The 13381-nt window shown below is 65.3% G+C and carries 11 protein-coding genes; 10 read left to right on the top strand and 1 reads right to left on the bottom strand.

Going from position 1 to position 13381, the window contains the following annotated elements; all coding sequences use genetic code 11:
- The first annotated feature begins 13 nt into the window (after positions 1 to 13).
- From MKD49_RS08080 to MKD49_RS08065, 4 genes are all read left to right on the top strand, one after another.
- A complete protein-coding gene (locus tag MKD49_RS08080) occupies positions 14 to 1162 on the top strand; it encodes an efflux RND transporter periplasmic adaptor subunit (protein WP_252695999.1) in 1149 nt (382 codons plus the stop codon).
- Complete coding sequence (locus MKD49_RS08075) at positions 1155 to 4259, top strand: efflux RND transporter permease subunit (RefSeq protein WP_252695998.1); 3105 nt, start codon at positions 1155 to 1157, stop codon at positions 4257 to 4259. Before MKD49_RS08080 ends, MKD49_RS08075 begins: the two co-directional genes overlap by 8 nt.
- Entirely contained in the window at positions 4237 to 5742 is a 1506-nt protein-coding gene (locus MKD49_RS08070; protein ID WP_371925446.1) for an efflux transporter outer membrane subunit, read from the top strand. Before MKD49_RS08075 ends, MKD49_RS08070 begins: the two co-directional genes overlap by 23 nt.
- A gap of 74 nt (positions 5743 to 5816) precedes the next feature.
- The gene (locus MKD49_RS08065) at positions 5817 to 6206 is read left to right on the top strand and encodes a hypothetical protein (RefSeq protein ID WP_252695997.1); all 390 of its coding nucleotides are present in this window, start codon (positions 5817 to 5819) and stop codon (positions 6204 to 6206) included.
- A 3-nt stretch (positions 6207 to 6209) separates the two neighbouring features.
- Here MKD49_RS08065 and MKD49_RS08060 read toward each other — a convergent pair whose 3' ends face one another.
- Positions 6210 to 7136 (bottom strand): LysR family transcriptional regulator, encoded by a 927-nt coding sequence (locus tag MKD49_RS08060; RefSeq protein WP_034330341.1) that lies wholly within the window; start codon positions 7134 to 7136, stop codon positions 6210 to 6212.
- 206 nt (positions 7137 to 7342) lie between these two features.
- Here MKD49_RS08060 and MKD49_RS08055 point away from each other — a divergent pair, with 206 nt between their 5' ends.
- The 6 genes from MKD49_RS08055 to MKD49_RS08030 all read left to right on the top strand — a co-directional run bounded on the left by MKD49_RS08055 (position 7343) and on the right by MKD49_RS08030 (position 13349).
- Positions 7343 to 8461 carry a porin gene (locus MKD49_RS08055; protein WP_051156369.1) on the top strand — a complete coding sequence of 373 codons (1119 nt, stop codon included), beginning with the start codon at positions 7343 to 7345 and terminating at the stop codon, positions 8459 to 8461.
- Positions 8462 to 8551: 90 nt separating this feature from the next.
- Positions 8552 to 9604 (top strand): PotD/PotF family extracellular solute-binding protein, encoded by a 1053-nt coding sequence (locus MKD49_RS08050; protein WP_121045539.1) that lies wholly within the window; start codon positions 8552 to 8554, stop codon positions 9602 to 9604.
- Positions 9605 to 9682: 78 nt separating this feature from the next.
- Positions 9683 to 10543 (top strand): ABC transporter permease, encoded by an 861-nt coding sequence (locus tag MKD49_RS08045; RefSeq protein WP_134222449.1) that lies wholly within the window; start codon positions 9683 to 9685, stop codon positions 10541 to 10543.
- A complete protein-coding gene (locus tag MKD49_RS08040) occupies positions 10540 to 11319 on the top strand; it encodes an ABC transporter permease (protein ID WP_252695996.1) in 780 nt (259 codons plus the stop codon). Before MKD49_RS08045 ends, MKD49_RS08040 begins: the two co-directional genes overlap by 4 nt.
- Positions 11320 to 11331: 12 nt before the next feature.
- On the top strand, positions 11332 to 12345 hold the full coding sequence (locus MKD49_RS08035; protein ID WP_204726420.1) for an ABC transporter ATP-binding protein: 1014 nt from the start codon (positions 11332 to 11334) through the stop codon (positions 12343 to 12345).
- 35 nt (positions 12346 to 12380) lie between these two features.
- Positions 12381 to 13349, top strand: coding sequence for a nucleoside hydrolase (locus MKD49_RS08030; protein ID WP_209569746.1), 969 nt, complete (start codon positions 12381 to 12383; stop codon positions 13347 to 13349).
- The last annotated feature ends 32 nt before the right edge of the window (positions 13350 to 13381 follow it).

Genomic DNA, 13381 nt, shown 5'->3' with positions numbered 1-13381 from the left:
CCACGGTGCCACCATGAAAACCAGAATCTCCACGCGCAGTGGTGTCCTCGCCCTGCTCGGCGCAGCCGCTTTGCTTGTCATCGCCGTACGCGGCACCCTGCCGCTCATGGCCGGCGAGCTCAAGCCGAATCCGGCCGCCAGTCCCACGCTGACCCATGAAGGCGAGGCCATCGTCGTTCCTGCCGGCTCGGCGCTGCGCAGTACCCTGAAAACCGCCACCATCGAGGCCCGTCCGATGGCCATCCCCTTCAGCCTGCCGGCCGTGGTGGAGGCTGATCCGGCCAAGCTGGCCAGGATCCTGCCGCCGACGACCGGGCGCATCGTGCTGCTGCACAAGCGCCTGGGCGATGCGGTCAAGGCCGGCGAAGTCTTGTTCGAAATCGATTCCTCCGACTTGGGCCAGGCCGTCAGCGATGCGCGCAAGGCGCAGGCAGCGGTGCAGCTCGCACGACGCAATCTGGAACGCCAGCGCAGCCTGGACCAGGCCAACATTTCCGCGCGGCGCGACCTGGAACAGGCGCAGAGCGACTATGAGCAGGCCGACAGCGAAGCCGCCCGCGCCCAGGCGCGCGTGGCCGCACTCGGCGGCACCGCAAGCAGCGGCAGTACAGCGCGGCTGGCGGTGCGCTCGCCCGTGAGTGGCCACGTGATCGAATTCAATGCCGCCGCCGGGAGCTTCTGGAACGACGCCACGGCCTCGGTGATGACGGTGGCCGATCTGTCCTCCGTCTACGTCACCGCCAGCGCCCAGGAGAAGGACCTGGCGCGCCTGCGCCCCGGCCAGGACGCCGATCTGACGCTGGACGCCTATCCGGGCCAGGTGCTGCCATCGAGGGTGCAATCGGTGGCCCAGGTACTGGACCCGGATACCCGCACCGTGAAGGTCCGCATGCGCGCCGCCAATTCCGATGAACGGCTCAAGCCGGGCATGTTCGCCCAGGCCACCCTGCACGAGCCGTCCCGGCCCGGTCTGCTGGTGCCGATGACGGCGGTGGTGCAAAGCGGCTTTGCCAATCGCGTCTTCGTGGAAGTGGCCCCGTGGAAATTCGCGGCCCGCAAGGTCAGCCTCGGCGCGCAGATCGGCGATGCGGTTGAAGTCACCGCCGGTCTGGCATCGGGCGACCGCGTCGTCACCCAGGATGGAGTGCTGCTCAATGATTGAACGTCTCGTCAACCTCTGCTTCCAGCGCCGTGGCATCGTCCGGCTGGTGTTCCTGCTGGCCGCCCTGTACGGCTGGTATTGCTGGAACCAGCTGCCGCTGGAAGCCTATCCCGACATCGCCGACGTCACCTCGCAGGTGGTCACTCAGGTCAACGGCCTGGCCGCCGAAGAGGTGGAACAGCAGATCACCATTCCGCTGGAGCGCCAGATCATGGGCACGCCGGGCATGCACGTGATGCGCTCGGAGAGCACCTTTGGCCTCTCGCTCATCACGGTGGTCTTCAATGATGGTGCCGAAGACTACTGGTCGCGCCAGCGCCTGCAAGAGCGCATCGCCGCCGTCAGCCTGCCCTATGGCGCGCAGCCGGGGCTGGATGCGCTGACCTCGCCCATCGGCGAGATCTACCGCTATACCCTGCAATCGAAGACGCGCGACCTGCGTGAACTCTCCGAGCTGCAGTTCTGGAAGGTGATTCCGCGCCTGAAGCAAGTCTCCGGCGTGGTGGATGTGTCCAATTTCGGCGGGCTCACGACGCAGTTCATGCTGCAGCTGGATCCGGCCAAACTGGTCAAGTACAACACCTCGCTGAGCCAGATCAGCCAGGCCATCTCGGCCAACAATGCCAATGCCGGCGGCAGTATCATGAAACGCGGCGAACAGGGCCTGGTCATTCGCGGCGTCGGACTCATCCGCAGCCTGGACGACCTGGGCAATATCGTGGTGTCGCAAAAGAATGGCGTGCCGGTGCTAGTCAAGGATCTGGGCCAGGTGGTGCTGGGCAACCAGGAGCGCCATGGCGTGCTGGGCATCGATGGCCAGTCCGATGCCATCGAAGGCATCACCCTGCTGTTGAAGAACGAGAATCCCTCGCGCGTGATGGAAGGCGTCCATGCGGCCGTGCAGGACCTCAACGAGCACATCCTGCCCAAGGACGTGAAGATCGTGCCCTACATCGACCGCAGCAAGCTGGTGGACGCCACCGTGCATACGGTCGGCAAGACGCTGGTGGAAGGCATGCTGCTGGTGTCGCTGGTGCTGCTGCTGTTCCTGGGCAGTGCGCGCGCAGCGGCCATCGTGGCCATGACCATTCCGCTGTCGCTGCTGACGGCCTTCATCCTGATGCATCATTTCAAGATCCCGGCCAACCTGCTGTCGCTGGGGGCGATTGACTTCGGCATCCTGGTCGATGGTGCCATCGTGCTGGTGGAAAGCGTGCTGCGCCTGCGCGAAGAACGTCCGCAAGGCGAGATTACCGGTGCCGACATCCAGCAGCTGATGCGCCAGCTGGCGCGGCCGATCTTCTTCGGCATGCTGGTCATCATCATTGCCTACCTGCCCCTGTTCGCCTTCCAGCGCATCGAGTACAAGCTGTTCGCGCCGATGGCCTTTGCGGTCGGCTTCGCCCTGCTGGGCGCGCTGCTGGTGGCCTTGCTGCTGACGCCCGGCCTGTCCTGGCTGGCCTATCGCAAACCGGTGAAGATCTTCCATAATCCGGTGCTGGCCTGGCTGGAGCCGCGTTACCGCCAGGTGCTGGGGCGGCTGGTCGGCAAGTCGCGCTTCGTGCTGGCCGCCACTGCGCTGACCCTGGCCGCCATCGGCGTGCTGGGAGCGACCATCGGTCGCGACTTCCTGCCGTATCTGGATGAGGGCTCGATCTGGCTGCAGGTGCAATTGCCGCCGGGCGTGTCGCTGGACAAGGCCAGCGAGCTGGCCGACCGGCTGCGTGCCGCGACCCGCGAGTTTCCCGAGGTCGAGCACATCGTGACCCAGGTGGGCCGCAATGACGATGGCACCGATCCGTTCACGCCCTCCCACATCGAGGCTGCGGTGACGCTGCATCCCTATTCCGAATGGGCCTCCGGCTGGACCAAGCAGGAACTGATCGCGCACATGGCCGAGCGCTACAAGAAGCTGGCCGGCATCGAGGTCGGTTTCACGCAGCCCATGATCGATGGCGTGCTGGACAAGCTTTCCGGCTCGCACAGCGACCTGGCCGTCAAGATCTACGGCAACGACTTCGGCGAGATGCGCGTGCTGGCCACGGCCGTGCAAGGCGTGCTGCAGGACGTGCCGGGCGCGGCCGACGTGGTCATCGACCAGGAGCCGCGCCTGCCCCAGGTGCGCGTGAATGTGGACCGTGCTGCCGCCGCCCGGCTGGGCATCAACGTGGCCGACATCATGGCGCTGATCCAGACCGGCATCGGCGGCAGTCCGGTGACCCAGGTCTTCATCGAGGAACGCAGCTACAACGTGGCCGCCGTCTTCAATGGCCGCGCCCGCTCCACCCCCGAGGCGCTGGGCAACCTGACGCTGGTGGCCGCCAACGGCGCGCACATCGCACTGTCGCAGGTGGCGCACATCAGCATGGAAGATGGCGAGACCACCATCACCCGCGAGATGAACCGCCGCCACCTGACGGTGCGCCTGAACCTGCGCGGCCGCGACCTGGCCTCCTTCCTGGATGACGCCAAGGCACGCATCGCGCAGCAGGTGCAATACGACCACGGCCGCTACCAGATCGCCTGGGGTGGCCAGTTCGAGAACCAGCAGCGGGCCCAGGCGCGCCTGGCGCTGATCCTGCCGATGGCGCTGGCCCTGATGTTCGTGCTGCTGTTTGCCGAGTTCAAGAACCTGCGCCAGCCTGCGCTCATTCTGCTGTGCGTTCCGCTGGCCACGCTGGGCGGACTGGTGGCGCTGCATCTGCGCGGGATGACGCTCAACGTGTCCTCGGCGGTGGGCTTCATTGCCCTGTTCGGGGTGGCCGTGCTCAACGCCATCATCATGATGTCGAACCTGAATCGCTGGGTTGCCCGGTCCGGCCTGCCGTTGCGCGAAGCCGTCATCAGCGCTGCGCTGGAACGCATGCGGCCGGTGCTCATGACCGCGACGGTCGCCGCGCTCGGCCTGGTCCCGGCCGCCATTGCCCACGGCCTGGGCAGCGACGTGCAGCGGCCGCTGGCCACGGTAGTGGTGGGCGGCCTGATGAGCGCCACCCTGCTGACCCTGGTCTTGCTGCCCGCCTTGTACTACCTGGTCGAATCGAAGCTGGCGCGGCCTGCGCAAGCGCCTTCCGATGACCCTGCCAACGCCCGATGAGGATGACTTCACCATGTTCCTGACTCCTGTCACTCCCCGCCTGCTGCGCTGGCCCTGCCTGGCCTGCAGCACCGCGCTCGCGCTGACCCTCGGCGGCTGCGCCGTCGGTCCTGACTTCAAACAACCCGCTGCCCCGGCGGTCAGCAGCTACACCGCCGAGAAGGTGGAAACCACAGCGTCTCTCGATGGCCAGCATTTCGTGGCCGGGCAGGATGTGCCGGCGCAGTGGTGGAAGGTCTTTGGCTCGCCGGCGCTGGATGCGCTGATCGACCAGGCCCTGGCCCACAATGCCGACCTGGACGCGGCGCAGGCCGCCCTGCGCGCGGCGCGCGAGACTGCCGCGGCCCAGGGCGGCGGGCTCTGGCCCAGCGTAGACCTGCATTTCATGCCGACGCGCCAGAAGGTCGCCGATACCCTGGCCAGTCCGTTGGCCGACAACAGCTACATCTACAACCTGCACACCGCACAGCTCAATATCGCCTATGCCCCTGACATCTTCGGCGGAACGCGCCGCCAGATCGAGGCGGGCCGGGCGCAGGCCGAGGTGCAGCGCTTCCAGCGCAATGCCACCTACCTGACGCTGGTGTCCAACGTGGTGCTGGCCGTGGTCAATGAAGCGGCGCTGCGTGAGCAGTTGCAGGCCGCTGAACAGGCCGCCGCTCTCGCCGCACGGCAGCTGGATCTGGTGCGCCAGCAACGCGCGCTGGGGGCGCTGGGGCTGGCTGACGTGGCGGCCCAGGAAAGCCTGCTGGCGCAGGCCCAGGCGGCCTTGCCGGCCCTGCGCAAGCAACTGGCCCAGCAGCGCGACCAGATCGCCGTGCTGGCAGGACGCTTCCCCGGGGAAGGCGGCAGCCCGCAACTGCCGCTGTCGGCCCTGACCCTGCCGGCCGAGCTGCCGCTGAGCCTGCCGTCGACGCTGGTGCAGCAACGCCCCGACGTGCGCGCCGCGCAGGCGCAACTGCAGGCGGCCTCGGCCCAGGTCGGCGTGGCCATCGCCAACCGGCTGCCCAGCTTCAACATCACCGGCACCATCGGCAGTTCGGCGCAGGAGTTCTCCAAACTGTTCACCTCGGGACCCGGCTTCTGGACCTTGGGGCTGGACCTGGCCACGCCCCTCTTCCATGGCGGCAGTCTGCAACATCAGCAGCGCGCGGCCGAGGCCGGGCTGGATCAGGCCGGCGCGCAGTACCGCAGTGTGGTGCTGGGCGCGTTCCAGAACGTGGCCGACACCTTGCATGCCATTGCTGCCGATGCCGACGGGCTGGCAGCTGCCACACGCGCCGAGAGCGCGGCCCAGCGCAGCTTCGATGCCGCGCAGGCGCAATGGAAGGCCGGCATCGCGGGCTATCCGCAGGTCCTGCTGGCACAGCAGAACCTGCTGACGGCCAGCCAGTCGAGGGTACAGGCGCAAGCCGCGCGCCTGGCCGATACCGTGGCGCTGTTCCAGGCACTGGGTGGCGGCTGGTGGCATCAGGACCTGTAAAAGCGCACACCACGACAATCTCACGGAGGGCGCGGCCAGCATGCCGCCGCTCTCCGTCATCCGGAGACCCCATCATGAAACTGCCCCCGACCCCTTTGCTCTTGCTGCTGAGCGCGCTGGCCCTGACGGCCTGTGCCTGGACGCCATCACCTCCGGCCCACCGAGCCAGCAACACGCCCGGTGTGGTGGAAGGCTTCATCGATCCGGACACGCCGGCCGACCAGTTGCCACCCTGCGTGGCAAGACAACTGGCCAAGCTGCGTGGCGGCACGCGCTTTGCCGCCATCGGCTATCGCCACTGGGCCAGCCATTTCCATGGCACCGCCTACACCGCGCTGGCCGACGGCACCGCTTTGCAACTGCATCAGAAGGTGCTGATTGTTCCCGGAGACTGCAATCGCGGCGACCTGGCGCAACTACTGGAACCGACATGGATTCCCGTCATGAACAACGCCCCCCCGTAATGCTCAGAACCAGTGATTGGCCTGCTTCAGATCGCTGCGCAGCTCGCGGAAGCAGTGATCGGTCCAGTGGCTGCGGCTGACCTCATTGCGCCGCATGAGAACGATCTTTCGTTTCAGGGTCGGCTGCCGCAGCGGGGCCACGTGCAGGCTGTCATCGCGCAGATAGGTGGTGTAGAGGCTGGGCATGATGCCGATGGCAATCCCCGAGCGCACCACCCCATAGAGTGATTCGCTGTGCACGACTTGATAGCGCCGCGAGGATGCCAGCCCGTGCTGCATCAGCGCTGCGGAAGCAAATTCCCACACGCTGCCCTGGGTGAACAGCACGATCTCTTCCCCCGCCATCTGCCGCCACTGCACCTCCTTGGCCCCCGACAGGGGATGGCGGCGCGAGACGATCAGCACCAGTTCATCTTCGAACAGCGTTACCGTCTCCAGCGTCTGCGAGGACAGCGAATCGGGCGGCTTGATGCCCACGCAGAAATCCAGCTTCCCCGAATGCAGCGCGTCCAGCAGGGCATCATTGGGCATGTCCTGTAGCAGAATTTCCACATGTTCGTCATGCGCCTGGTTGTAGCGCGCGATCACCGCCGCCGTCAGCGTCACCGCCGAGGGAATCGCACCGACCCGGATGCGATGGCGTCCGGTGCCGATGGCGTGCTCGATGTCGTCGAAGATGTTGCTGGCCGTATTGAGCAGATGGCGCGCGTATTCCAGCACAACGCTGCCCTGCGCGGTCAGGCTGATCTGGTGCGTGGTGCGGTCGAAAAGCCGCGTGCCGAGCTGGTTTTCGAGCTGCTTGATGGAAGCCGACAGGGCCGGCTGGGTCACCGCCAGGGCATCCGCAGCACGGCTGAAGCTGTTGGTGTCGGCCAGTGTGACCAGCGCCTGCAGATGGCGCAGGGTGACTTTCTGATTCAGTTTGATCATGGCAAGCCCGCAAAACAAGTTGGCAATCCCCCAGTCCATGCAGAATCAGCTGACGGGAAACGCGGCATCGTTATAAATTGAATTTATGAAATTATAAATATAAACAAATTATATTATTTAACGTCTTGTCCTATCCTCCACACCGTTCGCAGCGAATTCCAACAATGAACGGTCGCAAGGCCATCTTCAACACCACAGGGGCAGGCATGAAAAAACACTGGATGATAGGCGCGCTGGCCATTCCGGCAGCGCTGGCAGGCGCACAGGCACAGGCGCAGAGCAAGGTCGAGATCTACGGTCTCATCTCGGGCGGCGTGGGGTATCTCACCAACCAGGGCGGTCCGCACAACTTCGAGGCGCTCTCGGGCACCAACCAGAATCCGCGCATCGGCTTCCGCGGCCAGGAAGACCTGGGCGGCGGCACCCGCGCCATCTTCACGCTGGAAAACGGCTTCAACATGATGACCGGCGCGGCCTCGCAGAGCGGCCGCCTGTTCGGCCGCCAGTCCTGGGTCGGCCTGGCCTCCAACAGCATGGGTACCGTGACCCTGGGCCGCCAGTACGAAGCGGTCAAGGACTACCTGGGTCCGGTGGTCATCGCCAGCAACGGCGTGCACATCGGCGACAACGACAACGGCTACAACAACCTGCGCGTGCAGAACTCGGTCAAGTATGTCAGCCCGATGTTCAACGACTTCAACGTCACCGCCTTGTATGGATTTGGCGAAGCCGCCGGTGATGCATCGGTCAACCGCGTCATGAGCATCGGCTCCGGCTACAAGGGCGGCAACTTCCGCTGGGCCGTGGCCTTCACCCAGATGGACCAGCCCAACAGCACCAAGAGCCCCGATGGCGCCATGGGCAACGACTACGCCAGCTCGCTGCTGATCTTCAACAAGAGCGCGGTCAACAGCTCGGCCGGCGTACGCCGCCAGCGCATCGCCGGTACCGGCGGTTTCTATACCGTCGGCAAGACCGACTTCGGTGCCATGTACAGCAACGTCAAGTACGAATACCTGGACAACACCAAGCTGACACTGCAGAACTTCGACATCAACCTGGTGCACCACTACACGCCGGCCCTGAACCTGGGCGCGTCCTACTTCTATACCACCGGCAAGTACGACACCATCAACAAGAACCCGAAGTGGCACCAGATCAACCTGCAGGCGGATTACTTCCTGTCCAAGCGCACCGACGTGGCCATTACCTACAGCTACCAGCTGGCGGCAGGTGATGCGACCAAGGCCACCATCTTCGGTTTCCCCTCGTCCAGCGACAAGAAGCAGGCCGTGCTGATGCTGGGCATGCGTCACGTGTTCTAAGTTTCATCTGCTCTCCCCCGGCCTGGCCAGTGGCTCCCGCGCTGGCCGGGCCTACAATATGCAGTCTTTTCACCGGTATCAAGGATCGCCATGTTCAAGCCCGCTCGTTGCTCTCGTCCCCTCGCCGCCCTGGCCATGACCGGCCTCGGCCTGTCCCTGCTGGCGGCCCCGGCCCACGCGGAAAAGCGCACGCTGGTGCTGTCGGCGTATCCGATTTCCCAGCCGCTGTTCAACAAGCTGGTCTATGCGCCCTTCAAGGAAAAATGCGGCTGCGAAATCGTGGTGGAAACCGGCAACAATGCCGACCGCATCGCCAAGCTCGACGCCCGCCGCAACAATCCGGTGGTGGACCTGGTGCTGCTGTCGGACTTCGGCATGCTAGAAGCCGCCCGCAAGGGCTTGGTGCAGCCGCTGGACTATGCCAAGCTGAAGAATTACAGCCAGATCTATCCCTTCGCCCGCAATCCCATCGGCGGCAATTACGCGGTCGGCTACACCATCTATTCGGTCGGCCTGGTGTACCGCAGCGACAAGACGCGTGCCCCGCAATCCTGGAAAGACTTGTGGAGTCCCGAACTGAAGGGCCGCCTGGCGCTGCCCGACGTGAGCACCACGCAAGGCCCGCTGGCCCTGCAGATGGCCGACCTGGCCTGGGGTGGCAAGGGCGGCGACTATGCCGCCGGCATGCAGAAGATCCTCTCGATCAAGAACAACGTGGTGACCTTCACCAAGAACAGCGCGCAGTTGTCGTCGCTGTTCGCCCAGGACGAGATCTGGGTGGCACCGGTAGCACGCTTCACCTGGTCGCAACTGATGAAGACCGGCATGCCGCTGAAATGGGCCATCCCCGCCGAGGGCCAGGCCGCCGGCATGAACGTGATGGGCATCGTCGCCAAATCGAAGAATGCCGACCTGGCCTACCAGCTGATGGACTTCTGGCTCTCCAAGGAGGTGCAGACGGCGCTGGCCATGGAACTGGTGGATTCGCCGGTCAATACCCAAGTCGTGCTGCCCAAGGACAAGGCCGAATTCAATACCTATGGCGGTGAACACATTGCCTCGCTCAAGTTCGTCAAGCCGGAAGACCTGCTGAAGTACCGCTCGGGCTGGCTGGAACAGTGGAACAAGGGCATCAGCAAATAAGCGAAATCCTTCATGTCGCGGCGACGCCTGCCAGGTGCAGTGCGCCGCCCTTTTCTTTCCGGACCCCGTTAGCGCCCCATGCTCGCCTCTTCCAAATCACGCCTCGGACTGATGCTGGTCACGCCTGCGCTGATCTTCACATCGGTCTGTTTCCTGCTGCCGGTGGCCGCCTTGCTGCTGGATGCCTTCCGCATCGGCGGCCCCGACAGCCTCGACGGCGGCCCGCTGCAGTGGAGCCTGGCCCGCTTCGCCGACTTCTTTGCCGAGCCGCTGCACCTGCAGGTGCTGTGGCGCACCCTGCGCATTGCCGCCCTGGTGACGCTCTGTTCGGCCCTGCTCTGCTATCCCGCCGCCCAGGCCATCGTGCGCGTGCATGCGCGCTGGCGCGGGCTGGTGCTGGGCATGATGATCCTGCCGCTGATGGTCTCGCCGATTGCGCGCACCTATGCCTGGATCGTGCTGTTCGGACGCAATGGCGCGGTCAACGCGGTGCTGTTGCATCTCGGGCTGGCCGATGAGCCGCAACGCCTGCTCTTCACCGAAATGGCGGTCTTCGTGGGCCTGCTGCAATTGCTGTTGCCGCTGATGCTGATGTCGCTGGTCAGCGCCATGGAAAACATTTCCGCCGACCTGGCGCTGGCTGCCTCCACGCTGGGTGCCAATGCCTGGCAGGTGTTCACCCGCGTGACCCTGCCGCTGACGCAGGAAGGCTTGATCGTCGGCGGCACCCTGGTCTTTACCGGCAGCGTCACCGCCTACGTCACCCCGGCCCTGCTGGGCGGACCGAAGGTCCTGATGCTGGAAACCCTGCTTTACCAGAAGGTCAGCGTGGAAAGTGATTTCGGCACCGCCAACGTGATTGCGGTGATCCTGGTGGCGATGACGCTGGCCGTCAACGCCGGTCTCAAACGTATTGCCGCTCCCCGGAGGACGACATGAAACAAGGACTCTTCCCGCGCGTGGTGCTGTGGGCCGTGATGCTGTTCCTGCTGGGCCCCTTCATCATCGTCTTCCTGGCCGGGTTCAGCGGTGGCGAAACACTGGCCTTCCCGCCGCCCTCGTATTCGCTGCGCTGGATCGTCTCGGTGCTGCAGGCCGAGGAGTTCCGCCAGGCCTTCGGCACCAGCCTGCAGATCGGCCTGCTGGCGACCGTGATCGCGCTGCTGCTGGGCGTGCCGGTGGCTTATGCCATGTCGCGCATGCCGCCGCCGGGCATGGCGGTGATCAAGCAGGTGCTGACTTCACCGCTGATCATCCCGGCCATGCTGGTCGGCCTGGGCCTGTTGCGCCACTTCGTGCTGCTGGTCGATGCGCCGGTGTTCCTGGGCCTGCTGATCGGCCACGTCGGGCTGCTCACGCCCTATGCCGTGCGGGTGGTCTATTCCAGCCTGGCCAACCTGCGGGTCGATATCGAGGAAGCCGCCATCACGCTGGGGGCCACGCGCATCCAGACCTTCCGGCTGGTGGTGCTGCCCAATATCCGGGGCGCGGTGATTGCGGCCTTCTTCCTGGCCTTCGTGACCTCCTTCAACCAGGTGCCGGTGTCGCTGTTCCTCACCGGCCCGGGCATCAGCACCCTGCCCATCGAGATGCTGGGCCACATGGAAAACAGTTTCGATCCCTCCATTGCGGCGCTGTCCACGCTGCTGGTGCTGTTCACCATGGCCTTCGTGCTGGTCACCGAGAAGGTGCTGGGCATTTCCAAATACATGTGATGTGAGAACCTGATGAGTTACCTGAATCTGCAGCAAGTGGCGCTGGGCTACGGCAACGCCAGGACCGCCGTGGAAGGCCTGGACCTGGCCGTGCAACGTGGCGAACTGATTTCGCTGCTGGGCCCCAGCGGCTGCGGCAAGACCACCACCATGCGCGCCATCGCCGGCCTGATCGACCTGCGCGCCGGGCGCATCACGCTCGATGGCCGCGACATCAGCCGTCTGCCGCCCAACAAGCGCGACATCGGTCTGGTGTTCCAGTCCTATGCACTGTTCCCGCACCTGAACGTGTTCGACAACGTGGCCTTCGGCCTGCGTCTGCGCAAGGTGCCGGCCGCCGAACTGCGCCAGCGCGTTGAGAAGGTCATCGCAGCGGTCGGCCTCAGCGGTTTTGAAGCGCGCCTGCCGGCGCAGATGTCGGGCGGCCAGCAACAGCGGGTGGCGCTGGCACGCGCCATCGTGATCGAACCCAAGCTGCTGTTGCTGGATGAACCGCTGTCCAACCTCGATGCCAAGCTGCGCGTGCAGATGCGCGCCGAGCTGCGCCGCATCCAGCGCGAACTGGGCATCACCATGCTCTACGTCACGCACGATCAGGATGAGGCGCTGGCCATGTCGGACCGTATCGTGGTCATGAACAGCGGCAAGATCGAGCAGCTCGATACGCCCGAGCAGCTCTTCAATGCGCCACGCACGCGCTTCGTGGCCAACTTCATGGGCTTCGAGAACCTGTTCGATTATCGCGACGGCCAGTTGCACGGTGCGGCGGGACAACTGCCGCTCCCCGGCCTGCCCGCCAACACCGCCTGCGCCGGCTGGCGAGTACAGCAGGTGCAGGTCGGCAGCGGTCCGTATGAGGGCCGCGTGCTCTCGCGCGGCTTCCTCGGCGAGCATGTCGAATACCTGCTGCAGACCGCCCTGGGCGAGGTGCGCGGCATGGCCCCGGCGGCGCAGGCATCGGCACGTGAAGGCGACACCGTCCGCTTCGACCTGCCGGCGCAGGACGCGCTGGCGCTGGCCGCCTGAGCCTTTCCCCTGGACCTTTGAAGAAGAAGACAAACATGCACAAGATCTGGCTCGATACCGACCCCGGCTTTGACGACTGGCTGGCCATGCTGATGCTGTCGGCCAACCTGGAAGTGAACTGGCTGGGCGTCTCCGTGGTGGCAGGCAATGCCCCGCTGGTCACCACCTACGACAATGCGCTGCGCATCAAGCAGCATTACCAGCTCGACGTGCCCGTCTATGCGGGCTGCGAGCGGCCGCTGGCCGGCGCCGTGGAAACCGCACAAGGCATCCTCGGCGAATCCGGCATGGCCACCACCGGCGAGGCCCTGCCCCAGGTCGACATCGCCGACCTCGAGGCACGCCAGTCGCGGCAACTGCAACGCGACCCGCTGCCGCATGCGGTGGATGCCATGATCGAGGCGATCCGCCTGCATGCGGGCGAGATCACGCTCATGTGCATCGCCCCGCTGACCAATGTGGCCGTGGCCCTGCAGCGTGCGCCCGAGATCGCGGGCATGGTCAAGGAAATCATTCTCATGGGCGGCTCGGCCGACCAGGGCAATCACACCGCTGCCGCTGAATTCAATATCTATGCCGATCCGGAAGCGGCCGATGTGGTGTTCCGCTCCGGCATCCCGCTGCGCATGTTCGGCCTGAACCTGTGCCGCCAGCTGCTGGTGACCGCCGCTGAAGTGCAGCAGGTGCGCGCCTTGGGCACGCCGCGCGCGAAGTGGCTGGCGGGCTACTTCGATGCCTACCTGCGCATCCGCAGTCCCGACGGCTCGGTGCCGATGCCGATGTATGACCCGGCGGTGGCCATCTGGCTCAAGCGTCCGGAATTGTTCAGCTTCCAGCCGGCACGGGTGGACATCGAATTGCAGGGCCGTCTCACGCGTGGCATGACCGTCTGCGAATTCCGCGTGCCGCGCCGCGCCCCGGCCAACACCGAGGTCGCCATGACGGTCGATGGCCCGCGCGCCATGCAATGCATGATGCAGGAATTGCTGGGCAGCCTCTCCTGAAGATGGCGCCCTCCCAGCACACCGGCCCCGGC

The sequence above is a fragment of the Herbaspirillum sp. WGmk3 genome (genome assembly GCF_023952535.1).
GTDB classification, from domain to species: Bacteria; Pseudomonadota; Gammaproteobacteria; order Burkholderiales; family Burkholderiaceae_D; genus Herbaspirillum; species Herbaspirillum huttiense.
This window is presented reverse-complemented; position numbering and strand designations above follow the sequence as displayed.